The 26,282-nt window shown below is 63.7% G+C and carries 24 protein-coding genes; 14 read left to right on the top strand and 10 right to left on the bottom strand.

The annotated features are described in order from the left end of the window. Window positions 1–50: 50 nt before the first annotated feature. Genes ASD14_RS05395 through pcp form a run of 9 tightly spaced genes read left to right on the top strand, consistent with a single transcriptional unit; the run spans window position 51 to window position 6,009 of the window. Entirely contained in the window at window positions 51–719 is a 669-nt protein-coding gene (locus ASD14_RS05395; RefSeq protein WP_056130095.1) for a dienelactone hydrolase family protein, read from the top strand. Further along, the gene (locus ASD14_RS05390) at window positions 716–1,141 is read left to right on the top strand and encodes an HIT family protein (RefSeq protein ID WP_056130093.1); all 426 of its coding nucleotides are present in this window, start codon (window positions 716–718) and stop codon (window positions 1,139–1,141) included. Before ASD14_RS05395 ends, ASD14_RS05390 begins: the two co-directional genes overlap by 4 nt. Then, window positions 1,138–1,818, top strand: coding sequence for a 5-oxoprolinase subunit PxpB (gene pxpB, locus ASD14_RS05385; RefSeq protein ID WP_056130089.1), 681 nt, complete (start codon window positions 1,138–1,140; stop codon window positions 1,816–1,818). Before ASD14_RS05390 ends, pxpB begins: the two co-directional genes overlap by 4 nt. Then, window positions 1,815–2,780, top strand: a complete 966-nt coding sequence (locus tag ASD14_RS05380) for a biotin-dependent carboxyltransferase family protein (protein ID WP_056130087.1) — start codon at window positions 1,815–1,817, stop codon at window positions 2,778–2,780. Before pxpB ends, ASD14_RS05380 begins: the two co-directional genes overlap by 4 nt. 3 nt (window positions 2,781–2,783) lie before the next feature. Further along, the gene (locus ASD14_RS16300; protein WP_187711801.1) at window positions 2,784–2,948 is read left to right on the top strand and encodes a DUF5668 domain-containing protein; all 165 of its coding nucleotides are present in this window, start codon (window positions 2,784–2,786) and stop codon (window positions 2,946–2,948) included. Between the two features lie 11 nt (window positions 2,949–2,959). After that, window positions 2,960–3,709, top strand: a complete 750-nt coding sequence (locus ASD14_RS05375) for a 5-oxoprolinase subunit PxpA (RefSeq protein ID WP_056130085.1) — start codon at window positions 2,960–2,962, stop codon at window positions 3,707–3,709. Then, entirely contained in the window at window positions 3,706–4,404 is a 699-nt protein-coding gene (locus tag ASD14_RS05370; protein ID WP_056130080.1) for a DUF969 domain-containing protein, read from the top strand. Before ASD14_RS05375 ends, ASD14_RS05370 begins: the two co-directional genes overlap by 4 nt. Next, complete coding sequence (locus ASD14_RS05365; RefSeq protein ID WP_056132137.1) at window positions 4,391–5,356, top strand: DUF979 family protein; 966 nt, start codon at window positions 4,391–4,393, stop codon at window positions 5,354–5,356. Before ASD14_RS05370 ends, ASD14_RS05365 begins: the two co-directional genes overlap by 14 nt. Beyond that, window positions 5,353–6,009, top strand: a complete 657-nt coding sequence (gene pcp / locus ASD14_RS05360) for a pyroglutamyl-peptidase I (RefSeq protein WP_056130077.1) — start codon at window positions 5,353–5,355, stop codon at window positions 6,007–6,009. Before ASD14_RS05365 ends, pcp begins: the two co-directional genes overlap by 4 nt. Before the next feature lie 105 nt (window positions 6,010–6,114). Here the strand turns inward: pcp and dcd are convergent, their stop codons facing one another. Next, window positions 6,115–6,699, bottom strand: a complete 585-nt coding sequence (gene dcd / locus ASD14_RS05355; protein ID WP_056130074.1) for a dCTP deaminase — start codon at window positions 6,697–6,699, stop codon at window positions 6,115–6,117. A gap of 91 nt (window positions 6,700–6,790) precedes the next feature. Next, window positions 6,791–7,858, bottom strand: a complete 1,068-nt coding sequence (gene apbC, locus ASD14_RS05350; RefSeq protein WP_082538755.1) for an iron-sulfur cluster carrier protein ApbC — start codon at window positions 7,856–7,858, stop codon at window positions 6,791–6,793. A 170-nt stretch (window positions 7,859–8,028) separates the two neighbouring features. On the opposite strand from apbC, the gene ASD14_RS05345 reads away from it, so the two are divergent. Next, window positions 8,029–10,911: a TonB-dependent receptor gene (locus ASD14_RS05345; protein WP_235565313.1), complete on the top strand. Its 2,883-nt coding sequence runs from the start codon at window positions 8,029–8,031 to the stop codon at window positions 10,909–10,911. Window positions 10,912–10,995: 84 nt separating this feature from the next. Here ASD14_RS05345 and ASD14_RS05340 read toward each other — a convergent pair whose 3' ends face one another. Further along, complete coding sequence (locus ASD14_RS05340) at window positions 10,996–12,591, bottom strand: tetratricopeptide repeat-containing sulfotransferase family protein (protein ID WP_056130068.1); 1,596 nt, start codon at window positions 12,589–12,591, stop codon at window positions 10,996–10,998. Window positions 12,592–12,722: 131 nt separating this feature from the next. Between ASD14_RS05340 and ASD14_RS05335 the strand changes: the two genes are divergently transcribed. The 3 genes from ASD14_RS05335 to rnfB all read left to right on the top strand — a co-directional run bounded on the left by ASD14_RS05335 (window position 12,723) and on the right by rnfB (window position 15,874). Next, window positions 12,723–13,178, top strand: a complete 456-nt coding sequence (locus tag ASD14_RS05335) for a DUF2147 domain-containing protein (protein ID WP_056130065.1) — start codon at window positions 12,723–12,725, stop codon at window positions 13,176–13,178. A 198-nt stretch (window positions 13,179–13,376) separates the two neighbouring features. Next, the gene (gene metG / locus ASD14_RS05330; protein WP_056130061.1) at window positions 13,377–15,440 is read left to right on the top strand and encodes a methionine--tRNA ligase; all 2,064 of its coding nucleotides are present in this window, start codon (window positions 13,377–13,379) and stop codon (window positions 15,438–15,440) included. 26 nt (window positions 15,441–15,466) lie between these two features. Next, window positions 15,467–15,874 (top strand): Rnf electron transport complex subunit RnfB, encoded by a 408-nt coding sequence (rnfB, locus tag ASD14_RS05325; RefSeq protein ID WP_082538754.1) that lies wholly within the window; start codon window positions 15,467–15,469, stop codon window positions 15,872–15,874. 120 nt (window positions 15,875–15,994) lie between these two features. Here rnfB and ASD14_RS05320 read toward each other — a convergent pair whose 3' ends face one another. The 6 genes from ASD14_RS05320 to ASD14_RS05295 form a co-directional block, all read right to left on the bottom strand. Continuing rightward, a complete protein-coding gene (locus ASD14_RS05320; protein ID WP_056130054.1) occupies window positions 15,995–16,957 on the bottom strand; it encodes a TraB/GumN family protein in 963 nt (320 codons plus the stop codon). Beyond that, window positions 16,954–17,916, bottom strand: a complete 963-nt coding sequence (locus ASD14_RS05315; protein ID WP_056130051.1) for a DUF1684 domain-containing protein — start codon at window positions 17,914–17,916, stop codon at window positions 16,954–16,956. Before ASD14_RS05315 ends, ASD14_RS05320 begins: the two co-directional genes overlap by 4 nt. Further along, entirely contained in the window at window positions 17,917–19,704 is a 1,788-nt protein-coding gene (mutL, locus tag ASD14_RS05310) for a DNA mismatch repair endonuclease MutL (RefSeq protein ID WP_056130050.1), read from the bottom strand. Between the two features lie 86 nt (window positions 19,705–19,790). Next, a complete protein-coding gene (locus ASD14_RS05305; RefSeq protein ID WP_162247693.1) occupies window positions 19,791–21,386 on the bottom strand; it encodes an N-acetylmuramoyl-L-alanine amidase in 1,596 nt (531 codons plus the stop codon). Window positions 21,387–21,516: 130 nt separating this feature from the next. Next, a complete protein-coding gene (tsaE, locus tag ASD14_RS05300) occupies window positions 21,517–21,990 on the bottom strand; it encodes a tRNA (adenosine(37)-N6)-threonylcarbamoyltransferase complex ATPase subunit type 1 TsaE (RefSeq protein ID WP_056132132.1) in 474 nt (157 codons plus the stop codon). Window positions 21,991–21,995: 5 nt separating this feature from the next. Beyond that, a complete protein-coding gene (locus tag ASD14_RS05295) occupies window positions 21,996–23,480 on the bottom strand; it encodes a bifunctional ADP-dependent NAD(P)H-hydrate dehydratase/NAD(P)H-hydrate epimerase (protein WP_056130041.1) in 1,485 nt (494 codons plus the stop codon). Window positions 23,481–23,505: 25 nt separating this feature from the next. On the opposite strand from ASD14_RS05295, the gene queG reads away from it, so the two are divergent. Further along, entirely contained in the window at window positions 23,506–24,588 is a 1,083-nt protein-coding gene (gene queG, locus ASD14_RS05290; protein WP_056130038.1) for a tRNA epoxyqueuosine(34) reductase QueG, read from the top strand. A gap of 168 nt (window positions 24,589–24,756) precedes the next feature. Here the strand turns inward: queG and pgi are convergent, their stop codons facing one another. Further along, window positions 24,757–26,274 carry a glucose-6-phosphate isomerase gene (pgi, locus tag ASD14_RS05285; RefSeq protein ID WP_056130035.1) on the bottom strand — a complete coding sequence of 506 codons (1,518 nt, stop codon included), beginning with the start codon at window positions 26,272–26,274 and terminating at the stop codon, window positions 24,757–24,759. Window positions 26,275–26,282 lie beyond the last annotated feature (8 nt).

Raw genomic sequence — 26,282 nt, 5'->3', positions numbered from 1 at the left:
ACTGCCGCGAAGGGGTTAAGTTAGGCATCCCCCAGGACTTCACTACCGCCATGGGCCACTGGATTGACCTGAACACGCCCCACGGCCTCGTCCGCGCCTGGCGCGCCGAGCCCACGGGCCCGTCGCGTGGCGCGGTCGTCGTGCTGCAGGAGATCTTCGGCGTTAACTCGCATATCCGCGACGTGGTCGATCGGTTCGTATCGGCGGGGTTCGTCGCACTCGCACCCGCTCTTTTCGACATCGTCGAGCAGGATGTCGAGCTCGGTTATGGCGAATCCGAAACCCAGCGCGGCGTAGAACTGCGCAATCGAGTCGGTTTCGATCGGGCCATCGACGTGGTCGAAGCCGCCTCGGACCTGCTGCAATCGGAAGGACTGCGCACCGCCGTCGTAGGCTTCTGCTGGGGTGGCAGCGTCGCCTTCCTCGCCAACACGCGCCTGGGGCTACCGACCGTGACTTATTACGGTGCGCGCAGCGTGCCGTTCCTCGACGAACCGGCACGTGCACCCCTGATGTTCCATTTCGGCGCGCGCGACAGGAGCATTCCGCCGGGCGACATCGAACTGCATCGCCGCAAGCAGCCCAGCGCGAAGATATTCGTCTACGAAGACGCCGACCATGCGTTCAACCGCGACGTCGACAACAGTCATTACCACGCGCCCAGTGCCCAGCTCGCCTGGCAGCGCACCCTCGATTTCCTCGCGGAGAACCTGCGATGAACCGTTCGACCGCTCCCACCGGCTGGCACCTGCATCCGCAGCTGGGCGAAGACACGCACCCCGTGGCGCATTTCCCGCTGAGCGACCTGCAGCTGATGGACGACGCCAACCACCCGTGGCTGATCCTGGTGCCTCGCGTGGAGAACGCCGTGGAATGGGTCGATCTCAATGAACAGCAGCAGGCCGAACTCACCCGCGAGATCAGCCGCGCATGCCGCGCGTTGCAGGCCGTCTTCCAGCCGCACAAGCTCAACGTCGCCGCGCTCGGCAACGTGGTGCCGCAACTGCACATCCACGTGATCGCGCGTTTCCGCGAAGACATCGCCTGGCCGCGCCCGGTGTGGGGAATGGCGACCGCGCAGCCCTACTCGCCAGAGGAACTGGTCCGGCGCATCGAACGCCTGCGCACGGCGCTGGCGTGAGCTTTCCACCCGAAGCGGAGTTCGAGGCCATCGCAGACGACGCGCTGGTGTTGCGCATCGGCGACCGCATCGATTCGCGCACGAACGCGCGCGTGCACGCACTGTGCGAGCGCATCCGTGCACAACGGCCTGTGTGGCTGCGCGACCTCGTGCCGGCCTATGCGAGCGTCGGCGTGTTCTTCGATCCGCTGCTGATCGAAGCGGGTGCGCTGGAGACGTGGCTTCGCACGACGCTCGACACATTGCCCGCCGCTACGAAAAAAGCCGCGGATTCCACGCGCATTGTCGATATTCCGGTCGTGTATGGCGGCGACGCCGGCCCGGACCTGGAAAGCGCCGCGGCCGAACTCGGGCTCACGCCGGCGGAGGTGGTGGAGCGCCACGCATCGGCGGAGTACACGGTGGCAATGATCGGTTTCGCGCCCGGGTTCCCGTACCTGCTCGGCCTCGATCCCGCGCTGGCGCTGCCGCGCCTGGCGACGCCGCGCATTTCCGTCCCGGCGGGCAGCGTGGGCATCGGCGGCACGCAGACCGGCATCTATCCGCGCGAGAGTCCCGGCGGATGGCGACTTATCGGCCGCACGCCGCTGGTGCTCTTCGATCCTTCGCGCGATCTGCCGGCCTTGCTCGCACCGGGCGATCGCGTGCGTTTCGTCGCCACGGATGCAGGCGCGTGAAGCTGCATGTGCTTACACCCGGCCTGCTGACCACGGTCCAGGATGCGGGCCGCTTCGGTTGGCGGCACCTGGGCGTCGCGCATTGCGGCGCACTCGACGTGGCTGCCGCGATGCTTGCCAACCATCTCGTCGGCAACAGGCCTGATGAAGCCGTGCTTGAACTCACGCTGCAAGGCCCTGCCCTGCGGTTCGAGCGTGCGGTGCGGCTCGCCATTTGCGGAGCACGCGTACTCGCGCGCTTCGAATGCAAGGACGGGAATCGGCATGTGGTCGAAGCCGGCCGCCCCGTCACCCTTCCCCCGGGCGTGCTGCGCATCGGCAACCTGCGCGATGGCGCCCGTGCTTGGCTCGCGTTCGCAGGCGGCATCGATGTCCCATTGAAGCTCGGAAGCCGCAGCACCGACCTGCGTGGCGGCTTCAGCGGCCTCGAAGGACGCGCGTTGCGAAGCGGCGACGAACTTAAGCTGCGCGCGCCACCGCGTCTCTCCTGCACGCGACCGCGCATGCCGAAGTGGTGGATCGATCCGCACTTCGACGAACGCGGATTGCCGATCCGCTACGTTCCTTCGCAGTCGCCGGTGGAGCTGGGAGGCCGCGCCTGGCAGGTCAGTGCCCGCAGCAATCGCCAGGGACTGAGGCTGGAAGGCGCCGTGCTCGAAAGCCTGCCTGGCGAAGAGATTTCCGCGCCGGTCGCGCCCGGCACGGTGCAGCTTCCGCCCGACGGAAAGCCCATCGTGCTGCTGGCGGACGCGCAGACCGTCGGCGGCTATCCACGAGTTGGCCATGTGATCGCCGCCGACCTGCCGCGACTGGCGCACCTGTGTCCCGGCGAAATCGTGCGTTTCCAGTCCTGCGACGCGCAAACCGCGACACGCCTCGCTTGCGCAGCGCGTGCACGGATCGCCAGAATCCGGCTGATGACCGACAAATACGTCATCGACCAACCATCCAGGGGAAATTAGCGAATGAAGGGCAACATCATTGCAGCGCTCGTGCTGATCATCGTCGGCACGCTGTTCCTGCTCAGGAACCTCGGCTTCAACGTTCCGGGTCTCGGCAACCTCATCTCGACGTGGTGGCCGGCGATCCTGATAGTGGTCGGACTCGGACTGCTCTTCAACCGCAAATAGCCGCGAGCAACGTGCGCATTGACTTCAACTGCGATCTCGGCGAAGGCTGCGGCGACGATGCCGCGATCATCCCGCTGGTCACTTCGGCCAGCATTGCCTGTGGCGGGCACGCTGGCGACGAAGCCACGATGCGCACGACGCTGCGCCTTTGCCGCGAACACGGGGTCGCGGCCGGCGCGCATCCGGGCTACCCGGATCGTGAGGGGTTCGGAAGGCGCGAGTTGCCGTTTTCACCCGATGAAATACGGGGGTTCGTGCGCGAGCAGATGGATACGCTCGGCGCCATCGCGGCTTCGGAAAACATGCGCCTGGCGCACGTGAAGCCGCACGGTGCGCTCTACAACGTCGCCGCGCGCGACCGGCTCATCGCGGAAGCGATCGTTGCGGCCGTGCGGGAAGTCGATCCGGAACTGGTTGTGTTCGGGCTCTCGGGTTCGCAGTTGACCGCGTCGGCGGAAGCCGCGGACCTGCGTGTCGCACATGAAGTATTCGCCGAGCGCAGGTACGAAGCGGACGGTTCGCTGACGCCACGCAGCCGCGACGAAGCGGTGATCCACGGTCTCGGCGAAACCATCGAACAGGTGCGTGGCTTCGCCCGCGACGGCAGCGTGGTCGCGCGCACCGGCGAACGGATCCGGCTTCGCGCCGACACGCTTTGCCTGCATGGCGATCGCGCCGATGCCGCACAGTTCGCCAGATCCATCCGCGATGCGCTGGCCGCTGATGGCATTCGCATCCTGCCCGTGGGAGCCGTCGAATGAACTACTGGCCGCTGCTCGGCGTCGCGGTAGTGGTGATCGGCTTCGTGTTGCGATGGAACCCGGTCATCGTTGTGGTCGGCGCCGGCGTGGTCAGCGGACTGGCCGCGGGAATGTCGCTCCCTGATCTGCTCGCGCTACTCGGCGAAAGCTTCGTCTCCAACCGCGCGCTGCTGCTGTTCGCATTCACGCTGCCCACCATCGGCCTGCTCGAACGCGCCGGCCTGCGCGAACATGCGCTGTCGTGGATCGCGCGCTTACATGGCGTGACCTTGCCGCGATTGCTGACGACGTATCTTGGCGTGCGCCAGCTGCTGAGCATGGTCGGCCTCATCGACATCGCGGGCCATGCGCAGACGGTGCGTCCGTTGCTGGCTCCGATGGCGGAGTCGGCTGCGGAAAAAAGCCACGGCGCCCTGCCACGTGAGCACGTCCAGCGCGTGCATGCGCTTTCGGCCGCCACCGACAATGTCGGTCGCTTCTTCGGAGAAGACGTATTCCTGGCGTTTGGCGCCGTGCTATTGATCCAGGGCTTCTTCAACGAGCACGGCATCGTATTGCAGCCCCTGGAAATCGCCTTGTGGGCGTTGCCGACAGCCATTGCTGCATTTGTCATCCACGCGATCCGCATCGCATTCTTCCAGCGCGGGCTGGCTCGCCATGTCGCGGCGTTGGAGCGAGCCGATGCTGCGGATTGAGCACTTCTATTTCGTGCTCGCGGCCTTCCTGCTGTATGCGGGCTGGCGCAACCTGCGCGAGCGGCGGTTCGTGCACGCGGCGTTCTGGAGCGTCCTGGCCTTGCTGTTCTGCAGCGGCGAGCTGATCCTTGCCGCCAGCAAGGCGGGCGACAGGCTGCCTGCGCAACTTGCAGGCGTGGCCGTCATCACCCTGGCGTTGCTGGCTGCGCGGATGCGCCGCGAGCACATCGCCGAAGCACCCGAAGTACAGCGGCGCGCATCGGCCGCTCGTTTCGGCCATCGTTTGTTCGTTCCTGCGCTACTGATTCCGCTGGTCACCGTCGCGATAGTGCTGGCGGGCCCGAAGCTGCGTCTTGGCGAACTCGCGCTCTTCGCCGCTGGAAACATCACCCTGCCGGCGCTCGCACTGGCCGGCATCATTGCGGCATTCGCCGCCATCGCGACCACGCGGGAACAGCCGGTACAGGCCGCGATCGAAGGTCGCCGCCTGCTTGACACGATGGGCTGGGCCGCATTGCTGCCCCTCGTGCTTGCGACGCTCGGCGGCGTGTTCGCGGCGAGCGGTGTCGGTGAAGCCGTGGCATCGCTGGTCTCCGCGGTGATTCCCTCCGACAGCCGCGTCGCGTGCCTGCTGGCCTTCGGGCTGGGGATGGTGCTGTTCACCATCATCATGGGAAATGCATTCGCGGCATTTCCCGTGATGATGGCCGGCATCGGCTTGCCGCTGCTGATCCAGCGGCACGGCGCCGATCCGGCTGCGCTGGGCGCGATCGGCATGGTCACGGGTTACTGCGGCACGCTGATGACGCCGATGGCGGCCAACTTCAATCTCGTGCCCGCCGCGCTGCTGGAGCTCGACGATCCCAATGCCGTCATCCGCATGCAGCTGCCTACCGCCATTCCACTGATGCTGTTGAACCTGCTGCTGATGTACTGGCTGGTGTTTCGATGAGTTCGGAAAAGCAAAAGGTCGTGTTGCTGACCGGCTTCGCCCCGTTCGATGACGAATCCGTAAATCCGAGCTGGCAGGCAACTCGCGCATTGCATGGCCGGCACATCAATGGACATCGCATCGTCGCGCGGCAACTTCCGGTCGAGTTCGGCGCATCCCTCAAGGAATTGCGCACGGCAATCCGCGAAACGAAGCCGGTGCTGGTTCTCTGCGTGGGCCAGGCCGGTGGTCGCGCTTCGATGTCACTGGAACGCGTGGCGATCAATGTCGATGACGCGCGCATTCCCGACAACGCTGGCGCGCAACCGATCGACAGCGAAATCGTCAGGGCTGGCCCCGCGGCCTACTTCACGGCTCTTCCGATCAAGGCGATGCTGGCCGCGCTGCACGAGGCAGGCATTCCGGCGGAGGTGTCCCAAACCGCCGGCACTTACGTGTGCAATCACGTCTTCTACGGACTGATGCATGCATTGCGCAATCGCCGGATTCGCGGCGGCTTCGTGCACATTCCCTATTCTCCGGAGCAGGCGGGACGACATCCGGGCGCGCCTGCCCTGCCCGTCGAGACCGTCATCCGCGGGCTTCGGATCGCATTGCAGGTTGCACTCGAAACCGGCACGGATCGCAGGCTCGCGGCTGGTGCGGAACACTGATGCTCAAGAGCAGCAGTATTCGTCCTGCGTGATCGTTACAAAGGCCTGGCGCAAAAAAAGGCGTGCCGGACGGGCACGCCTTCGATTCGAGCGAGCCGTTTCGTATCAGGTGCGCGGCAGCGTGACGCCCATCTGCCCCTGGTACTTGCCACCGCGATCGCGGTATGAGGTCTCGCAGACTTCGTCCGACTGGAAGAACAACATCTGCGCGACGCCTTCATTCGCATAGATGCGCGCCGGCAATGGCGTGGTGTTGCTGAATTCCAGCGTCACATGTCCTTCCCATTCCGGCTCCAGTGGCGTCACGTTGACGATGATCCCGCAGCGCGCGTACGTGCTCTTGCCCAGGCAGACGACCAGCGTGTCGCGCGGAATACGGAAGTATTCGACGGTACGCGCCAGGGCGAACGAATTCGGCGGGATGATGCAGACGTCCGATTCGATGTCGACGAAGCTGCCGCTGTCGAAATGCTTGGGATCGACGATCGTCGAGTTGATGTTCGTGAACACCTTGAACTCGCGCGAGCAGCGCACGTCGTAGCCGTAGCTCGAAGTGCCGTAGCTGACGATGCGTTGGCCGTCGGCGGCGCCGCCTTTATTGGAAAACTTGACCTGGCCGGGTTCGAACGGCTCGATCATGCCGTGCTGCTCGGCCATGCGACGGATCCAGCGGTCGGACTTGATGCTCATGCGGATGCGGCATTCCAGGTAAAAGGAACGGCGATTCTAGCCGCTCTGATGGTCCGCCGGTTTCGCCACCTTCGGCGCTCCACAGGGCAAATCAGCCCAGAAGCGACACCGCCAACGGCCTGGCGACCTGGGGACGCTTGGCGAGTTCGATCGCGACCCGGCGTGCAGTCAGCTGGAACAGCTGGGCCGCGGCTGAATCCGGGTCGGCGGCCACAATGGGAATGCCCGCGTCGCCCTGTTCCCGCACGCGTGCTTCGAGCGGAAGGCTGCCGAGCAGTGGCACGCCATAGGTTTCCGCCATCCGCTGCCCGCCGCCTTCGCCGAACACGTGCTCGGCATGGCCGCAGTTCGGGCACACGTGCACCGCCATGTTCTCGATGAGGCCGAGCACCGGCACATCGACCTTCTCGAACATCTTCAGCGCTTTGCGCGCATCAAGCGTGGCTACGTCCTGCGGCGTCGTGACGACCACTGCACCTGCCACCGGAATCTTCTGCGCCATGGTGAGCTGGATGTCGCCCGTCCCCGGAGGCAGATCGAGGATCAGGTAGTCCAGGTCGCCCCACCGCGTTTCGGTGAGCAACTGCGTAAGCGCCGAAGTCGCCATCGGCCCGCGCCAGATCATCGGCGTGTCCTGGTCGACCAGCAGTCCGATCGACATCGCTTCCACCCCATGCGCGCGCATCGGCTCGATCGTCTTGCCATCCGGGCTGTCCGGGCGCCCCGCGAGTCCCAGCATCAAGGGAACGCTGGGGCCATAGATGTCGGCGTCGAGGATGCCGACCTTCGCGCCATCTGCGGCGAGTGCCAGCGCGAGGTTCACTGCAACGGTGGACTTGCCGACGCCGCCCTTGCCTGAGCCCACCGCGATGATGTTGCGGACATTGGGAAGAGGCGAAAGTTTTTCCTGCACCGCGTGGCTGGCGATGCGGGAATCCAGACGGACTGCCGAAAGATCAAGCCCCGCTGCCGCTGCAAGCCCCATGGCTTGTTTCCGAAACCAGGAATCCAAACCACCTGGCGGGAATCCCAACACGACGTCGATCGCCAGGCGTCCACCCGACTCAGCAACTCGAATTCGGGCGCCCGCATCCGCAAGGGTCGCATCCAGACCAGGCAATACCAGATCCGCGAGGCGGGACGTCAGGGAATCATTCAAAGGAGATCACACCAGGAGGCGTCGGTTGCAACATTCTACGATCACGCAGGGTTGGCCGAACCGTCAAAAGAGTCCTTGCACGGCAGTAAAAAACCAAGATCGGCAAAGTTCGTAGCTTCGTCGCCTATGCCACGGGCGTTAATCGCGTGTTAAGTTCGAACCGTTGGGCCATGCCCAACCGCTGGGGGCCGGCGAAACAAGTAAACCAATCATCAGCTAAGGGGAAAGTGATGGCAGTTAGCAACACCGCGCGCCTGCAACGTAGCAGGCTGACAGCGGCGCTTTTGAGCGCCCTACTCCTGTCCACGAATGCTGCAATAGCGCAGGAGAGACAAGAGCAGAACGCCTCTACCGACGAACAAACCACGAACCTCGACCAAGTCGTGGTTACTGGCTCCCGCATCAAGCGCGCGGAGATCGAAGGTCCGGCTCCGATCACCGTTATCACCGCGAACGATATCGAGAAAGAAGGTTTCACCACGGTCTACGATGCGCTGAACACCCTGACCCAGTTCACCGGCAGCGTTCAGAACGAATTCAACCAGAACGGCTTCACGCCCAATGCCAGTTTTCTCAACCTGCGTGGCTTGGGTCCGGGCTATCAGTTGATCCTCATCAATGGTCGGCGCGCTGCCGATTACCCACTGCCGTACAACAGCGAATCCAACGCGGTGAACCTGGCCAATATCCCGGCCGCCGCGATCGAGCGCATCGAAATCCTGACTGGCGGCGCATCGGCCATCTACGGTTCCGACGCAGTCGCGGGCGTGGTCAACATCATCCTGAAGAGCAACTTTGACGGCGATCAACTGACGGTGCGCGCCGGTACTACGACGCGCGGCGGCGGCGATACCGGCCAAGTGCAGTGGGTCGGCGGCAAGACCGGCGAGAACTGGAGCGTGACTTACGCCTTCGAGAGCCTGGAACGCGAAGCGTTGTATGCCAGCCAGCGCGACTTCATGGATTCTTACTTCGATGATCCTTCCGTGCCGGACCAGGATGTAAATCCGGTCGAAGGCCTTCTGGCCTTTGATTTGTTCGACAGCAACCGCCTTTTCCCGGATGGCGCCGAAACCACCTGCGGTCGTTTTGGAGATTTCGACACCTTCTTCTTCGAGACATCCGCTGTATACACCGGCCCGCGCTGCGGTTATTTCGGTTATCCGGCTACGCAGGCCATCCGTAATAGCGACAGCAATCAGTCCTTCTACGTTTCGGGAACGATGGATTTCACGGACAACCTGCAGGGCTTTGCCCAGCTGTACCACACCCGTGCGAAAGCCAAGTTGACGAGCGGCGTGCAGTTCTGGTCAACCCCTGGGATATATCTCGCCAATGTGCAGTCGCCTTTCCTGGAACAGTTCGGTGTGCCGGGCTCGTATGCGCAGCTTCAGCGCATCTTTACCCCGGCAGAAACCGGCAACTCATTGGTAACGACCATTGAAGAGAAGTCCTTCGACTTCGCTGCAGGCTTGCGCGGTACCTTCGCCGACGGGCGCTTCGATTGGGATGCAACCTTGTCGCGTGCGCAGTATGAGCTCGACAGCCGCACACCTCGCTTCCTTGCCAATCCGTTGCAGGAATATTTCCTCGGCCAGCCACTCGCAGGCGGGGACATCCTTGGGTATGGCTATGACGCTTATAATCTGAATATCGACCGCTTTTATAACCCGATCGATCCGGCAACCTTCGCATCGCTCAATACGATTGTCAGAGACAAGGCCGAGACCAGCGTCAATCAAGCCAGTTTCGTAGTGTCCGGCGACATCTTCGAGCTGCCGGCAGGCTCCGTGGGCATGGCTGCTGTATTGGAAGCAGCGAGCCAGGAATACGAGATCAATCCTGATCCACGCACCAACCCGAACTACTCCGGTCCCGAACCGATCTACAATTTGACAAGCACCGGGGGCAGGGGTGATCGGGACCGATATGCGGCCGGCTTGGAACTGAGCGTGCCCATACTGAGTTCCCTTAAGCTGAATGCGGCCGGACGGTGGGACAAATATGTCGACGCGAGTGCTATCGATAATGCGTCGACCTGGCAAGTTGGCCTTGAGTGGCGCCCGTTCTCGAACCTGCTGATTCGCGGCAGTCACGGCACCAGCTTCCGTGCGCCTGACATGCACTATGTCTATGCGGAAGAATCCGGTTTCTTCACCTCGATCTTCGACGAGTACAAGTGCCGGCGCGATGGCTTCGATCCGCGTGACCCGTCCAATCCCTGCAGCGGCGCCGACTACAACTATCAGGTCCAGGGAACCCGTGCGGGCGACCGCAACCTGGAAGCTGAAAAGGGCAAGTCCACCACCGTCGGCTTCGTTTGGGATGTCATGGATGACATGTCACTGTCGTTGGACTATTACGCCATCGAATTGCGTGATGCCGTGGCAGACATCTCTGGCCTGCTGTTCCGCAATGAAGCCGACTGCTTGCTCGGAGAAACGCGCGAGGGCGCTGCCGTCGATCCAACTTCCGCTGCTTGTCAGTTCTACACTGGCCTTGTCAACCGCGAGGACGCCGGCGGTCCGTTCAATGATGGCGACGTCACCGAGTTCCGCTCGTTCCCGATCAACCAATCCCTCAACCGCACGAGCGGTATCGATGCGGCCTGGCGCTACAAACTCGATACCGACCGCATGGGCGAGTTCACTTTCGGCCTGAACTGGACGCACGTACTGAAACTCGAGCAGCAGGAGTTCGAAGGCGAGCCCGTCGAGGACATCCGCGATCATCCCCAATTCTTCAACAACCGCAGTCGTATCAGCGGCAATGTGGTGTGGGAGAAGAGCGACTGGACTACGGCCGTGTACTACACGCGTTGGGGTTCGCTACCGAACTGGGCAGAAACCGGTCGCATCGGTCCGCAAATCCTGTGGAACCTCAACGTCTCGAAGGAGATCACCGAGAAGGCGACTCTTGGCCTGTACGTCAATAATGTTTTCGATCGCATCCATCCGCGCGACGACACCTTCAACACCTATCCCTTCTTCTGGCGTCAGTTCAGCCCGATCGGTCGCGAGGTATTCGTTCAGTTCGATTACAAGTTCAATTGAGACCTTCCGAACGTCACAAGAAGCCCGGCCATGTGCCGGGCTTTTTTTATCAGGCAAGACGTTTGTCCAAGCGCAGTTACTAAGCTAGTCGACTACAATGCCGGCCTGCTCCAGCAGCGACTTCAGAGCGGTCAGATGCGATTCATAGCGCTTCCACCGCTGCAACGAACTGCGATATACCGGCGAACGCACCTGCACCGCGCTCGCGGTGGCCACAGGCGCCTCATTCTCTTCAAAACGAAGGCAAGCTTCGTCCCAATCCAGTCCACAATGAGCGAGTAGCGCGCGCGTGGTCGCTTCCTGCGATTCCACCAGCGACTCGTAGTGCACTTCCAGGATCCGGCCAGGGATCACATGTTGCCAATGCGTCATCAGGCGATCGAACAGAAGGTAGTAGCGGCCGACGCCTAGCAAGTCGAATGAATAGTCGTAGAAAGACGAACCCATCTGAAAGAGTTGCCGGAAGTTGCTCAGGCAAGTGTCCATCGGGTTGCGTCGCAGGCAGATGATCCGCGCATTTGGCAATGCTCGCGCGATATGACCTGCGTAGAGGAAATTCTGCGGAAGCTTGTCGATGAAACGAGGGGTACGACCTGTGCCAGGGCGTGTGCTGGCTACATACGCCTCTCCGACTCGCCTCCAATCCAGCTCACGCGCCAGCACGATGGTATCCGCATCCAACAAACTGGCTGTCCGGCTTCCTGATGCACGCTTCAGGACGGCACCAAAATTGGGAAGCTCACCGGCGGAATGCACGTCCGGATGGCTGGAAAGGATGCGATCCACCAAGGTAGTGCCTGTACGAGGCATTCCGATGATGAATATCGGTTCTTCACTAGGATGTCCTCCCGAGCGTTCGCGCACCGGCTGAACATTCGCCATGAGCGTATCAAACAGCACTTTGTCGCTTTCCGCCGTGTAGTTCCGACCCCCGCGCCCGGCTGCCTTGCCTGCGGATAGATGTTCAAAACTCCTGTCGAGATCACCTAAGTCTTCGTACTCCTTGGACAGGGAGAGATGCAGGTACATCTCTCCGACGCGATCTCCATCGATCCGTTCCAGCTCGTGATGCAGGCGCATCAAGTGATTGCGTTCTGGATCTTGGCGGCGCAGCTGCGACAATCCCAGATGCGATTGCCAATGTGATGGCTGCAACCGCAGGCATGTTTCGTACTCGACCTCTGCACCGTCGAGATCGCCGTGGAAGGTCATCGACGTCGCCAAGTTGAACCGAAATGGCGCGGAATTCGGGTGCAGGTCGACCGCGCGTTTGTTTATCCTCGCGGACTTCTCATATGCGTTCGCCTGCGAATAGACCACCGCGAGCGTGTTGAGCGTCTGCGGATCGGTAGGTCGCAGTGCAGCGGCAGCGTCTGCCGCTTCAACGGCCTCAGGAAGCATTTGGGCAGACGCCAGCGCACGCGCGAGTGTGGCCAGGTAGTCAGGGCGACGGCCATCCAGGCGAACGGCCTGTTGTAAGGAGCCGACCGCGGAGCGGAGGTCTGACAGATTCAGCGCAGCCATTCCGGCGACATAGTGAACGCCTGCTACTTCAGGCACCTCATGCGCCAATCGCTGGGCCAGATCCAGGGCCTCGCGCCAATCCTGGCGGTTCAATGCGGCTATTGCATTTACGTAGACCTGGGCGCGTTCAGTCGTCGGTGCAGTCGGTGTAGTCATCCGCCGATACTAAGCCTATCCCCTCATTGATCCGACCGCATGCCGGCTTCCCTACGGCACCGAATGCGATATAAAGGCGCCGTCGCACCGCCATCCGGCGGCGCAGGACAGAGTCCGGAGGGGACTGATCAATGCGCAACAATCTTTCTAAGAATCTGCTGTTGGCGGTGTTTGGCCTGACGCTGGTCGCTGCTTCCGCGCTCGTTCTCGCGCAGTCGACGGCCTCGCCCATCGGGCGCTGGAAGACGCTGGATGACGAGACCGGCAAGGCCATGACCGTCGTGGAGGTCTACACCGCGAAGAATGGCCATCTCGCGGCGAAGATCGTCGAGAACATTGCCGCGCCGGCGACCTGCGAGAAGTGCTCGGGCAAGGACAAGGGCAAGCCGATCGTCGGCATGCCGGTGCTCTGGGACCTGAAGGCCAAGGCCGACGGAACGTGGGGTGATGGCCAGGGGTTCAAGCCGTCCGCCGGCATGAACTTCAAGGCCAAGTCGGTGAAGCTGCTCGATGGTGGCAAGAAGCTGCAGGTGACCGGCTGCAAGGCCGTGTTTATCTGCCGCGACGCGACGTGGGTACGCGACTGATCGACTCTTGCAAAATGCCTTTCACAACGGCCCGAAAGCGGGCCGTTGTGCTATCTGGCACCACGCAGCGCTACAAAGGCTCAAGGCCCGTGCACAAGCGCCTCTTGCCGACACCGCTCCGGGTAATGTTCAGCGCGACGGCCAGGGGTGCTTTGCCCCGCATGCGATAATCGCGCCCTCTTCGCCGCTGTCGTTCCCATGCCCCGCGACCTGCTCGTCACCTGCGCCCTGCCCTACGCCAACGGTCCACTGCACCTGGGTCATCTCGTCGGCTATATCCAGGGCGACATCTTCAAGCGCGCGCAGCGGATGTCCGGGAACACCGTGCATTTCGTCTGCGCCGATGACACGCATGGCACACCGATCATGCTGGCGGCGGAGAAGGCGGGCACCACGCCCGAGGAATTCATTGCCGGAATCCAGATCGGCCACGAGCGCGACTTCGCTGCCTTCGGCGTTGACTTCGACAATTACGGCTCGACGCACTCCGCCACCAATCGCGCCCTGACGGAAGCGATCTACAGCCGTCTGGAATCCAATGGTCATATCCAGCGCCGCTCAGTGGCACAACTGTACGACCCGGTGAAGGGCATGTTCCTGCCCGACCGCTACGTGAAGGGCATCTGCCCGAACTGCGGCACGCCGGACCAGTACGGCGACAACTGCGAGAACTGCGGAGCGACGTATGCGCCGACCGAACTCAAGGAACCGCGTTCGGTCTTGAGCGGCGCGGCGCCGGAGATCCGCGAGTCGGAGCATTTCTTCTTCGAAGTTGGCGACTTCAGCGGATTTCTGCGCGAATGGCTCGCTGGCGATGTCGCCACGCCGGGCGTGAAGGCCAAGCTGCTCGAATGGCTTGATGCCGAAGGTGGTCTTCGCGCCTGGGATATCTCGCGCGATGCGCCCTACTTCGGCTTCGAGATTCCGGGCCATCCCGGCAAATACCTGTACGTATGGCTCGACGCGCCGATCGGGTATCTCGCCAGCTTCAAGGACCTGTGCGCGCGCGAAAGCATCGATTTCGACGCCTACCTGACACCGGGCACGGGTGCGGAACTGCACCATTTCATCGGCAAGGACATCGTCAATTTCCACGGCCTGTTCTGGCCCGCGGTGCTGCATGGGGCCGGCCACCGCGCGCCGACTCGACTGCACGTCAACGGCTACCTCATGGTGAACGGCGAGAAGATGTCGAAGTCGCGCGGCACCTTCATCATGGCGCGCACTTTCCTCGACCACGGGCTCGCGCCGGAAGCGCTGCGTTATTACTTCGCGACGAAGACTTCCGGTGGCGTGGATGACGTCGATCTCAACTTCGGCGATTTCACCGCACGGGTGAATTCGGACCTAGTTGGGAAGTTCGTCAATCTTGCCAGTCGTTGCGCCGGTTTCATCGAGAAGCGTTTCGACGGCATGCTCGCTTCGAACCTACCCGACCCGGTGATGTACACGCACTTCGTCGCGCAACTTCAGCCGATCGCGGACGCCTACGCGCGCAACGAAGCCGCCACCGCACTGCGATTGACGATGCTGCTGGCGGACGAAGCCAACAAGTACATCGACGAACATAAGCCCTGGGTGCTCGCCAAACAGGAAGGCAGCGACGCGCAGTTGCAGGCGGTGTGCACGCAGGGCCTGAACCTCTTCCGCGTGCTCGCCGCGGCGCTCAAGCCGGTCTTGCCGCGCGTCGCCGAACAGGCGGAGGCCTTCCTCACCGCGCCGGTGTCGCGCTGGAGCGATCTCGAAACACCGCTGCTGGCGCAAGGCATCGCCGCCTACACTCCCCTGTTCACCCGCATTGATCCGAAACAGATTGAGACCATGATCGAAGCTTCCAAAGAAACCCTTCAGGCCACGGCGCCAGCGGCCGCTACTCCGGCGGTTCCCGCGACCAAGCCGTCCGCGAGCGAAGCACCGGCACCGGCACCGGCAACGATCGGCATCGACGACTTCGCCAAGCTCGACCTGCGCGTTGGCAAGGTGCTCGCCTGCGAATTCGTAGAGGGTTCCGACAAGCTGCTGCGTTTCGAGCTCGACGCCGGCGAGCTGGGCAGGCGGCAGATCTTCTCCGGCATTCGCGGCTCGTATGGCGAACCGGAAAAACTGGTCGGCCGCAGCGTCGTGTTCATTGCCAACCTCGCGCCGCGGAAGATGCGCTTCGGCGTGAGCGAGGGAATGATCCTGTCCGCCGGTTTCGATGGCGGCTCGCTACACCTGCTCGATGCCGACAGCGGAGCGCAGCCCGGAATGCCGGTGCGCTGAAAACCCTGGCACTCGGACGCGCGCAGATGACTGACCTGATCGAACGGCTCGACCGCGTGCTACCTCAAACCCAGTGCGGCCAGTGCGGCTATGCGGGATGCCGCCCGTATGCGGAAGCGATGGCGCGCGGCGAAGCGGGTATCGACCACTGCCCGCCGGGAGGCGATGCGGGCGCGCGCGCGCTGGCGAAGGCGCTGGGCGTTCCTGCACGGCCCTACGATCGTTCGCGCGGGGAACACAAGCCGCTGCAGGTCGCGCTGATCGTCGAAGCCGACTGCATCGGCTGCACCAAGTGCATCCAGGCGTGCCCCGTCGACGCGATCATCGGCGGCTCCAAGCACATGCACACCGTTATCGAGCCTTTGTGCACGGGTTGCGAACTGTGCGTGCCGGCGTGTCCGGTAGATTGCATCGAGCTGATCGCGGCCGCCTGAAGTTCAGTGCGATCCGGCGTCTTGTCTTGTAGCGCCGAGCTTTCCGCCTGCTTTGTTTCCGCGATCAAAAAAGCGAGCCGAGCAAGCTCAGCTCTACAAAGATGCGTGTCGCACAATGTGCTACTTGCAGGCGGAGCAGATCCGCTCGACCTGATAGCCCTTCGCACGCAGTTTCTCGACCACGCCATCTTCGCCGAGCAGATGCATCGCGCCGACTACGACGAGCGTGTCGTTGCCTTCTGTGGCTCCGTCGAGCATCTGTTGCAGCTTCGGCACCCAGGCATCGTTGCGCTCGACGTTGATGATGCGATAGGTCACCGGCGTTTCCTTGCTTACCTCGTCGATGACCAGCGAGTTGAGCTTGGCAAGGTCACCATTGCGCCATGCGTCGTGCGTTTCGTTGAGCAGCTTGGGAACTTCGCCGGGCTTGTTGAAGAAATCGCGCAGGCCCGCGATCTGTTCGTCCATCGGCGATGCGTCGAGCACGGCGAGTTGCGCCTCGGCCGTTTCGAGCCCGGAAACAGGCTTGTTTGCCGCTTCGGCCATGCGCGCGATGTGCAGATCCAGTCCCTGGTCGGCCTTGAAACCCATCTGCTGCGAAATGCCGATCAGCAAGCCGAGGTTGATGAACCAGGGCTCCATCGCTTCCATCTGCGCGACCCGGTCCTTACCGAGTACCTGACCCATCTTTTCGCGCACGTCCGGCGGCAACACCTGGCTCAGACTGCTGCCATCGCTGAAGCCCGCCATTTGCTGCATCTTCTGTGCGAGCAACGGGTCGGTGAGCTGCGACGGTGGCACTTCAAAGACAAGGTTTTCCGCTTCGGAAAAGACCGTGTCGATATCCGGCGACAGCGGATAGTCGTCGGCCTTGAGCAGGTGGAAGGAGCCCAGCAGGTACACGGAGTTGTCCTGGTCCGACACTTTCCACAGCAACGGTGTCGGCGGCGCTTTGGCAGACAAAGCAGCAGCTGGAGCCGGCGATTTACCAGGCGCCCACGCATAGACCGCCGGCGCGATCAGCGCGCAAGCAAGCAGGGAGTACACGACGGACTTGCCGCGGCGAAGCATGGATGGACTCATGACTGCGTGCTCATGACTGGTTTGGATTCCTCGAAGTGGTACGCCTTCTCGCCGGCAACGATCTCCAGGTCCAGCCGGTTTTCCGGCGGCGGCAGGGGACACGTGGCGAATGCGGTGAACGCGCAGGGCGGGTTGTAGCTCTTGTTGAAGTCGATCACGACGTCGCCAGCGGCATCCGGCTTCGGCGCATCCAGGAAGCGGCCTGCGGGATAGCTGCCGTGGCCGCTGGTGCGGTCGGCGAAGACCAGGAACAGCGTGCCTTCGCCTTCATCGAGCGCTTCGATCCTGAACGTCTTGCCGTCGCGCTGGAATTCGACGGCGCCTGGATTGGGCACTTCATCGACCGTGCCGATGATGTTCGCGATCGGAATGGTCTTGCCCGGCGGATTGGGAATGTATTTCGCGGTAACGATCCAGTCGTCGCCGCCGGGCCAGTATTCGATGCCCTTGAAGCCGGTCCGTGTCGGCGCATCTGCATGCTTCACGCGGAACGCATAGCGATCGCTGCGCTTGATCAAGGTGATGATACCCTTGTCCTCGTCGAAGCCTATGCGGCTCGGCCCTGCCGGATCCGCATCGCTGAGCAGCGTCACGGCGCCGGTCAGCGGCTCGTCGTTGAACGTGAGCGCCACGCCCTTCTCGGGCTGGAAACGTACGCGGTCGTCCTTGCGCGACACCATGCCGACATGCGCGGGCCCGACGGCGAGCCGGATGCCGTTGTCGGCATCGCTGCCGAAGTAATGCTCGCCTTCGTCGATCCAGTGCAGACCCACGAGGCTCGTCCAACCATCGGGCCGGGTGAGCTTGGCGCGGCGCTCGTTGCGCCAGGGCTGCTGGCTGCTGGCGAACGCCTGTTCTTTCGCTGCAGCGGCCTGCCGGGTCGCTTCTTCGTCCTTGCATGCGGTGATGGCCAGCGCGACGAATAGCAACAACGGCAGCTTGTAGGTCAGTCGCAGCATTCAACGTCCTCGCAGGAACCAACGGTCGATTTCGGCCAGGGAAAAGCGCGCCCAGGTCGGGCGGCCATGATTGCACTGGCCCGAGCGCTCGGTCACTTCCATCTCGCGCAACAGCGCGTTCATCTCGGGCAAAGTGAGACGGCGGTTCGCCCGGACGGCGCCGTGGCAGGCCATCGTCGCCAGCAACTCGTCGCGGGCGGCGGCGACGCGCCGGCTTTCACCGTGTTCACGCAGGTCGGCGAGCACGTCGCGAAGCAGCGCCTCGACGTCGCCATGAACGAGCAACGCCGGCACCGAACGCAGCGCCAGCGACTGCGGTCCGCTGCGAGTGAGTTCGAAGCCGAGTGCGGCGAGCGTATCGGATTCCCGCTCGGCGACGTCGGCCTCGCGTTCGGAAACCGCAATCGCAAGCGGCACGAGTAGCGGCTGCGTGCGCAGGCCCTCGCCGTCATGCGCACACTTGAGCTTCTCGTAACCGATGCGTTCGTGCGCCGCGTGCATGTCTACGACGATGAGTCCATCGGCATTTTCGGCAAGGATGTAGACGCCATGCAGTTGCGCAATGGCGTAGCCGAGCGGCGGCATCGTCGCTTCGTTGCCGGGAGCGAGGGCCGCAATGGAAACTGCTGTTGGCGCAATTGGCGACTGCGACGCACCGCCATAAAGCGCCGCATAACCGGCACGCGCTTCGGCCACCTGTTGCAGGCCGAGCGGCGATTGCGGCGCGGCGGCGTTCCATCGGTAGGCGACTTCGGCGTACGACTGCTCCGGTGCAGGCGGCGGCGCACTCCCGGCGCGCGTCTCCGCCAGCGCATCGTTGAGCGTGCGATAGACGAAATCGTGGATCAGGCGCGCGTCGCGGAAGCGCACTTCGTGCTTGGCCGGATGGACGTTGACGTCGACGCGGCGCGGATCGAGCTCGAGGAAGAGCACGTATGCCGGCTGCCGTCCATGGAACAGCACGTCCGCGTACGCCTGCTTCACCGCGTGGGCGACGCTGCGGTCGCGCACGGCTCGGCCGTTCACGTACAGATATTGCTGGTCAGCGCTCGCGCGGTTGTACACGGGCTGCGCGATCCAGCCGTGCAGGCGCAGGCCGGCGGCGCTGTGGTCGATGCGCAATGCATGGTTGGCGAATTCCTCGCCCAGCGCTTCGTGCAGCCGTACTTCCGACAACAGGTCGCCCTCGCCTTTCCAGCGCCGCGATGGCTTGCCGTTGTGCGAGACGCGCAGCTCGACGTCGGGACGCGCAAGCGCGAGCTGTCGCAGCCAGTCCTCGATGTGGCCGAGTTCGGTGCGCTCGGCCTTGAGGAACTTGCGGCGCGCGGGAACGTTGAAGAAGAGGTCGCGTACTTCGACCGTCGTCCCCTGCGGATGCGGTTTCGGTGTGATGTCGCCCATGCGGCCGCCATCGATTTCGAGCGCGGCGCCATGCGGCGATCCGTTGTGGCGCGAAGCGAGCACGAAGCGGCTCACCGAAGCGATGGAAGGCAGCGCTTCACCACGGAAGCCAAGCGTAACGACGCCTTCGAGATCTTCTAGCGATGCAATCTTGCTGGTGGCATGGCGCGACACCGCGAGCGGCAGGTCGCCGGGCGGAATGCCGCCGCCATCATCGCGGATGCGGATCAGGCGGACGCCGCCTTCCTCGAGATCGATGTCGATGCGCCGTGCACCCGCATCGAGCGCGTTCTCGACCAGCTCCTTGACCACGGAAGCGGGACGCTCGACGACTTCGCCTGCGGCGATCTGGTTGATGAGGGTGTCGGGTAGCTGTCGGATCGCCACGGGAAAAAACGGCGCTGACGCCGCGAATGTGCTGGTCCGGGATGATATGCGGCGCGCGGCGTTAATCCCACCGCGCCGGCAACTATTTAGGGACTGCCGCCACCCGCGCCCGCTCCGGCAGGAACGTCGGCTGCCGCGCGCGCCGCATACAGCGTGCCCGGCGGCGGCTGACGCAGGAAGTAGGTGTTGACGCCATCGAGCACCGCGCGAGCCAGCTGGCGCTGATAGTCCGGGTCGGTCAGGCGGCGCTCTTCGTCCGGATTCGAGATGAACGCGGTTTCCACCAGCATTGCCGGCATGTCCGAGGTGCGCAGCACGGCGAAGTTGGCGCGTTCGATGTGCGGCTTGTGGTTGCGGCCGATGCGGCTCAGGCCGTTGAGCACGTGCGTCGCGGCGTCCTCGGACGCCTTCATCTGCCCGCTCTGGGTCAGGTCGATCAGCACCGACGCCAACGTGCCGCTGGTCTTTTCCAGGCGCACGCCGCCGATCAGGTCAGAAGCGTTTTCCTTGTCGGCCAGCCAGCGCGCGCGCTGCGAAGACGCGCCCTTCAGTGACAGCACGTACACCGAAGAGCCATTGGCGCCGCGGTTTTCCGCTGCGTCGGCATGGATCGACACGAACATGTCCGCCTTCGCCTGCCGCGCCAGTTGCGCACGGCGATTGAGGGGAATGAAGACGTCCGTGTCGCGGGTGAGATAGGCCTTCAGACCTGGCGTGGCATTGATCTGGCGCGCCAGTTCGCGCGCGATCGCCAGCGTCACGTCCTTCTCGCGCTTGCCGCTCTGGCCGGTCGCGCCTGGATCCTGGCCACCATGGCCGGCATCAATGGCGATGACGAGTGGGCGCATGCCGCGGCTACGCATCAGGTCCTTCATCGTCTTCACCGCATCGCCTTGGGGTGCGGAGGTTATCGAAGCCGTCGCAGGCGGATCCGTGGGGACGGCCTTCATCGGCGTCGGTACGCCGGTTGCGATGCGGGCCGGCACGCCGGTGCTCGAAACCAGCGCTTTGGATGGTTCTGACGCGCTGATCGTGCTCGAAGCTACGCCACCAAAGGGCGCGGCAACACTCGAAGAAGGCTGCGGTGGACTGGCGGCAGCAGTCTTCTGCAGGCTGTCGAACGCCTTGACTTCGCCACGCGCGGCCAGCTCGGAAATCAGGCGTGTCGTGGCTGCATTGGAAGCGGCGACATCGTCGGCGGAGGCATGCGCTGGCGCATTCGACTGAGCGCTGGTTGTCGTCGGCGCAGGCTCGAGTGCGGCTTTGGCAGGGGGTGCCGCCACGCTCGCCGGCTGTGAACCCGCAGCAGGCATGCCTTCACCGTCGCCCGGCCATTCGAGAACCAGTCGCGGACCGTCAGCTCCCGGCTCGATATGCGGTTTCAGCACCGCGACCGGCTGGGAAAGGTCGAAAACCACCCGGACGATGCCCGGTTCCGGCTGGCCAGTGCGCACCGACTTCACGATGCCCGCGCCCGCCGGCATCACGAGGCCACGACGAACCCGGGAAGCGGGAAGATCGACCACGAGACGTTCTGGAGCGGAGAGACGGATGACCTTGAACTCGGCCGCCTGATCCAGGGCGAGTTCCGCACGCGTCCCGGTAGCGCCCGCACTTACGCGCAAGTCTTTGATTTCACTGGCATGCGCCAAGTTCCAGGCAAGCGCTGACAGCAGCGCCATGCCGAGCAGGAACTTCTGGACGGTGGCCCCCGATACGCGCATGGCCGGTAGTCAAGCACCGGCGGCGTTGGGCTGTCAAGCAGTTTTTCCTTACGAATCCGGTACCTGCCGCCTTTTCCTGTCGGATTGTTCAGGAGTCGATCGCAACTGCCATTGGATTTACGGCCTGCAAACGGGTCACCCACGACCTTCCTGTTTCCGTGAGGCCGGCCACAGTCGCGCGCCTGCCTCGCCCTGCCACCTGCAGGCCGATGCGGAGATCCGCCGGCGGCAGGAACCCGGCGCCGCGCTCGGGCCATTCCACCAGCCAGAGCGTGGCTTCGTCGCTGTCGAGCCCGAGGAATTCCAGTTCGGCGCCATCGCCGATCCGGTACAGATCCAGATGCCAGGCCTCGCCCTCCGAAGAAAGCGGATAGCGTTCGACCAACGTGTAGGTAGGACTGCGAATGGCGCCAGTGACGCCCAGCGTGCGCAGCAATGCGCGCGCGAGTGTCGACTTGCCTGCGCCGAGATCGCCTTGCAGGTGCACGACCCCACGCGCCGGCCGCGTGTGTGCGAGCGCCGCGCCCAACGCATCGGTCGCATCGGCGTTGTCCAGCAACATCGAAATCACTTCGCCCCCTGTGGATTCGCGAATCGTCGCAACGATGGCATGAGGTCGGAAGGCAACAGACCGCGCTCGCCGCTTTCCGCCGCCGCATCACCCGCAACAGCATGGAGCAATGCACCTGCGCACGCTGCATCGAACGCAATGAGGCCTTGTGCGCGCAGCGACGCGATCGTCCCGGCAAGTACATCGCCCATGCCGCCGACGGCCATCCCGGGATTGCCCGCGCCGATGACACGCGGCATGTGTTCCGGAGAAGCAACAATGCTGCCAGCACCTTTCAGCACGACAGTGCAGCGATAGCGCGAAGCCAGTTCGCGCGCCGCGCCATAACGGTCACGTTGTACATCCGCAATCGAACAACCGAGCAGGCGTGAGGCTTCACCTGGATGCGGCGTGACGATGCAGTCAGCCGGCAATGCATTTTCCGATGTCGCAAGGAAATTCAGCGCATCGGCATCCAGCACCAGCGGCTTGCCCGCTGACATCGCAGCGCGGCACAGCATTGCGCCCCATTCGCGCTGGCCCAGGCCCGGACCAATGGCGATAACGCCTGCTTTTTCCAGCAACTCGCCCAGAGGGGCGTCGTCTTCGACAACATGCGCAAGCGCTTCGGGTGATCGCGCGAGCAATGCGGGCAGATGCATTCCGCGCGTCGCGACATCGACCAGCCCTGCGCCGCAGCGCAACGCGGCTTCGGCGCAAAGCAGGATTGCACCGCCACCGCCGAAGTCGCCGCCGACGCAAAGCACACGGCCGTTCGCACCCTTGTGCGAGTCGCGGCTTCGCGGACGCAACCATCGCGCGAGATCGCGCGCCTCCAGAAATTCGGCGGAAGCGGCTGCTTCTTCCGCTATGTTTGTTGGAATGTCCAGCGTGGCGAGCGTACGCGTGCCTACGTGATCCAGCGAGGCACCGGTGTACAAGCCCTTCTTTCGCGCGATGAATTCCAGCGTATGGGTAGCGCGCACGGCCTCGCCGGGCACGTTGCCGAGATCGCAATCCACGCCGGTGGGAGCATCGAGTGAAAGAACCGGAGCGGCCTGCGCGTTGATGGCTTTGATGAGCGCTGCGGTATCAGCATCCGGCGCACGCGACAGGCCGGTGCCGAACAGCGCATCGACGATCAGATCGGCCTCCGGAAGCTGGTTCGCGAATGACAGCACGCGTCCATAAGCCGCCTGAAAATCACTTCTCGCGCGGGTCGCGAGCTCACTGTGCGGCTCGTGTTGCGGCAGCCGCACGACTTCCACCTGGCGGCCGGACATGAGCGCCTGCCGCGCCAGCACGTAGCCGTCGCCACCATTGTTGCCCGGACCGCAGACCACCACGACGCGTAGCGCCTGCGGCCAGCGTTCCAGCACTTCGCGCCACGCCGCCTGGCCGGCCCGGCGCATGAGTTCGAACGCGTCGCCCAGCGACGCCGCCGCACGCGTTTCGATGCCACGCAGTGCCGCTGCGTCGAGCAGATAGGAAGTCCTGTACATGCGGCGGATTCTATACTTGGCGTCGATGAGCGGACCTTTCACCCACGCCGAGCCTGACTACGCCGCACTGGCTTCCCGCATTCGCGGACTGGCGCGCGAATACGGCTTCCAGCGTTGCGGCATTACCGGTGTGGAACTGGGCGAAGACGAAACCCACCTTCGCGACTGGCTTGCACAGGGCCTGTACGGATCGATGGAGTGGATGGCGCGCCACGGCGACAAGCGTTCGCGCCCCGAAGATCTCGTGCCCGGGACCTTGCGCGTCATCTCGGTCGGACTCGATTACGGTCGTCGCGATGACGAGGAAGCCTGGCAGACGCTCGCCGATGGCGAACGCGCATACGTGGCGCGTTATGCGCTAGGCCGCGACTATCACAAGCTGATGCGGCAACGCCTTCAGAAGCTTGCCGATCGTATTGGCCAGGAAGTGGGGCCATTCGGCCACCGCGTGTTCGTGGATTCGGCGCCCGTGCTGGAGCGCGCACTTGCCCGCAACGCGGGACTGGGCTGGATCGGCAAGCACACCTGCCTGATCGACAAGGACGGCGGCTCCTGGTTCTTCCTCGGCGAGATCTACGTCGATCTGCCGCTGCCCGTGGACGCGCCCGCAACTTCGCACTGCGGCACATGTACGCGCTGCATCGACATCTGTCCGACCCAGGCGATCGTCGCACCCAATCGGCTCGATGCGCGACGCTGCATCGCCTATCTCACCATCGAGCATGAAGGCTCGATCGACGAAGAACTGCGGCCACTGATCGGCAACCGGATTTTCGGCTGCGACGATTGCCAGCTGGTGTGTCCGTGGAACAAGTTCGCCAAGCGCACCGACGAGCCGGATTTCCGCGCGCGCAACAATCTCGATGCGGCGACGCTGCCGGAGTTGTTCGCCTGGAGCGAGGAAGAATTCCTGCAGCGCACGGAAGGCACCGCGATCCGTCGCAGCGGTCACGAACGCTGGTTGCGCAACATCGCCGTTGCGCTGGGCAATGCGCCAACTACGCCGGTGGTGATGGAAGCGTTGGCTTCGCGTCGCGATGATCCTTCGCCATTGGTGCGCGAACACGTGGCGTGGGCGTTGGCGAGACATGCGCAAGCAGGCCCGTAGGCCTTTCCGTCTCCCAATCGGGGAAAGGTGTCGCGAAGCGCCGGGCGCCCCGAGGGAAGTCCATCGGGGTTGGGCTGGGCAATGCAGGGAAGGTCGTGCAGTGGAACAGGGATGCGCGAGCCAGCGCGACTTCGTCGAACCTGCTCCCGGCGGAAAGGGACTTGAAAATCAACCGCGTGCTTTCAACTCGGCAAGCAGCGCCTTCGTCACCGGATCGGAAGCGTCGCTTTCGCCCTTCAATGCCGGCATCAGCCCATTCGCCAGTTGCTTGCCCAGTTCGACGCCGAACTGATCGAACGCGTTGATGCCCCACAACACCGACTGCGCATACACGCTGTGTTCGTACATCGCGATCAGCGCGCCGAGCGACTGCGGCGTCAGGGAATCGAGCAGGATCATCGTGCTCGGACGCCCGCCCGCATAGCTGCGATGCGGATCGTCGCTGCGCTTGCCGTTCGCCAGTGCTTCACTCTGTGCGAACAGGTTCGACAGCAGCGCAAGGTGATTCTCCGCGAATGGATCGTCGTTGCGCACGGTGCCGACGAAATCCAGCGGCACGATCTGCGTGCCCTGGTGCAGCGCCTGGAAAAAGCTGTGCTGCACGTCGGTGCCCGCTCCACCCCACCACACCGGAACGGTGTCGCCGTCGACCGGCGAGCCGTCGAGCTTGACCGACTTGCCGAGACTCTCCATCACCAGCTGCTGCAGGTAGGCCGGCAGCAACGCGAGTCGCTGGTCGTAGGTCATCACGCCCTGCGCGGCATGGCCGAGCGCATTGCGATTCCATACCGCGGTGAGTGCATGGCGCACGGCGAGGTTCCGGTCGAGCGGCGCGTTGAGCGCGTGCGCATCGAATTCCGCCGCACCGGCCAGCAAGGCTTCGAAGCGGTCGAAACCGATCGCCAGCGCAATCGGGAAACCCACGGCCGACCACAGCGAATAACGCCCGCCAACCCAATCCCACATCGGCAGCACGCGCTCGGCGGCGATGTCGAATGCGGCAGCGGCGTGCCCGGGATTGGCACTGACGGCGTACAGGCGTTCGCTGCCGCCAAGCCAGTCGCGAAGGATGGTGCCGTTGAGCAGGGTTTCCTGCGTACCGAAGGTCTTGGAAATCAGGACTGCGGCGGTCTTCGCTGGATCGAGCGGCGCCAGCGTTCGTTGCGCGGCGGCGCCGTCGACGTTGGAGATGAAGTGGACACGCAGCTTCGACGGCAGTGCCTCGCGCAGCGCGTCGGCCACCAGGCGCGGACCGAGATCGGAACCGCCGATGCCGACGCTGACGATGTCGGTGAGACCGCTGCCTTCGAGCTCGGCTACCAACCGGCACATGCGCTGGCGCACTTCGCTTGCGGTGCCAAATGCTTCGCGCGCGGCAACAGCCTGCGACAGGTTGCCGCGCAGCGCGGTATGCAGTGCGGCGCGGCCTTCGGTGACGTTGACGGTTTCGCCGTCGAAGAGGCGACGGAAGGCGGTGTCGAGCGAGGCGGACTCCGCCAGCGCGTTCAATGCCCCCAGCGCTTCACGGTCATACCCTTGGCGGGCAAAGTTGGCGTAGAGCGGTCCGACCCGGATCGAAAAATCGACGGCGCGCGCAGGGTCGGCCTGCAGCATCGAAGCGAGGGTCACCGCCGCCAGGCGATCGGCCTGGGCCTTCAACTGCTCAAACCGATGCTTCGCCTGCATGTGTTTCC

The sequence above is a fragment of the Lysobacter sp. Root494 genome (genome assembly GCF_001427225.1).
Classification (GTDB): Bacteria; Pseudomonadota; Gammaproteobacteria; order Xanthomonadales; family Xanthomonadaceae; genus Agrilutibacter.
This window is presented reverse-complemented; position numbering and strand designations above follow the sequence as displayed.

Coding starts and splice junctions, on each gene's coding strand:
- ASD14_RS05365 (WP_056132137.1), top strand. CDS start 4,391: ATGCTGCGGATTGAGCACTTCTATTTCGTGCTCGCGGCCTTCCTGCTG.
- ASD14_RS05320 (WP_056130054.1), bottom strand. CDS start 16,957: ATGAGTCCATCCATGCTTCGCCGCGGCAAGTCCGTCGTGTACTCCCTG.
- ASD14_RS05305 (WP_162247693.1), bottom strand. CDS start 21,386: ATGGCGCTGCTGTCAGCGCTTGCCTGGAACTTGGCGCATGCCAGTGAA.
- pcp (WP_056130077.1), top strand. CDS start 5,353: ATGAGTTCGGAAAAGCAAAAGGTCGTGTTGCTGACCGGCTTCGCCCCG.
- rnfB (WP_082538754.1), top strand. CDS start 15,467: ATGACTGACCTGATCGAACGGCTCGACCGCGTGCTACCTCAAACCCAG.
- queG (WP_056130038.1), top strand. CDS start 23,506: ATGAGCGGACCTTTCACCCACGCCGAGCCTGACTACGCCGCACTGGCT.
- dcd (WP_056130074.1), bottom strand. CDS start 6,699: ATGAGCATCAAGTCCGACCGCTGGATCCGTCGCATGGCCGAGCAGCAC.
- ASD14_RS05295 (WP_056130041.1), bottom strand. CDS start 23,480: ATGTACAGGACTTCCTATCTGCTCGACGCAGCGGCACTGCGTGGCATC.
- metG (WP_056130061.1), top strand. CDS start 13,377: ATGCCCCGCGACCTGCTCGTCACCTGCGCCCTGCCCTACGCCAACGGT.
- ASD14_RS05390 (WP_056130093.1), top strand. CDS start 716: ATGAACCGTTCGACCGCTCCCACCGGCTGGCACCTGCATCCGCAGCTG.
- ASD14_RS05395 (WP_056130095.1), top strand. CDS start 51: ATGGGCCACTGGATTGACCTGAACACGCCCCACGGCCTCGTCCGCGCC.
- ASD14_RS05315 (WP_056130051.1), bottom strand. CDS start 17,916: ATGCTGCGACTGACCTACAAGCTGCCGTTGTTGCTATTCGTCGCGCTG.
- ASD14_RS16300 (WP_187711801.1), top strand. CDS start 2,784: ATGAAGGGCAACATCATTGCAGCGCTCGTGCTGATCATCGTCGGCACG.
- tsaE (WP_056132132.1), bottom strand. CDS start 21,990: ATGTTGCTGGACAACGCCGATGCGACCGATGCGTTGGGCGCGGCGCTC.
- ASD14_RS05335 (WP_056130065.1), top strand. CDS start 12,723: ATGCGCAACAATCTTTCTAAGAATCTGCTGTTGGCGGTGTTTGGCCTG.
- ASD14_RS05340 (WP_056130068.1), bottom strand. CDS start 12,591: ATGACTACACCGACTGCACCGACGACTGAACGCGCCCAGGTCTACGTA.
- ASD14_RS05370 (WP_056130080.1), top strand. CDS start 3,706: ATGAACTACTGGCCGCTGCTCGGCGTCGCGGTAGTGGTGATCGGCTTC.
- ASD14_RS05345 (WP_235565313.1), top strand. CDS start 8,029: ATGCCCAACCGCTGGGGGCCGGCGAAACAAGTAAACCAATCATCAGCT.
- pgi (WP_056130035.1), bottom strand. CDS start 26,274: ATGCAGGCGAAGCATCGGTTTGAGCAGTTGAAGGCCCAGGCCGATCGC.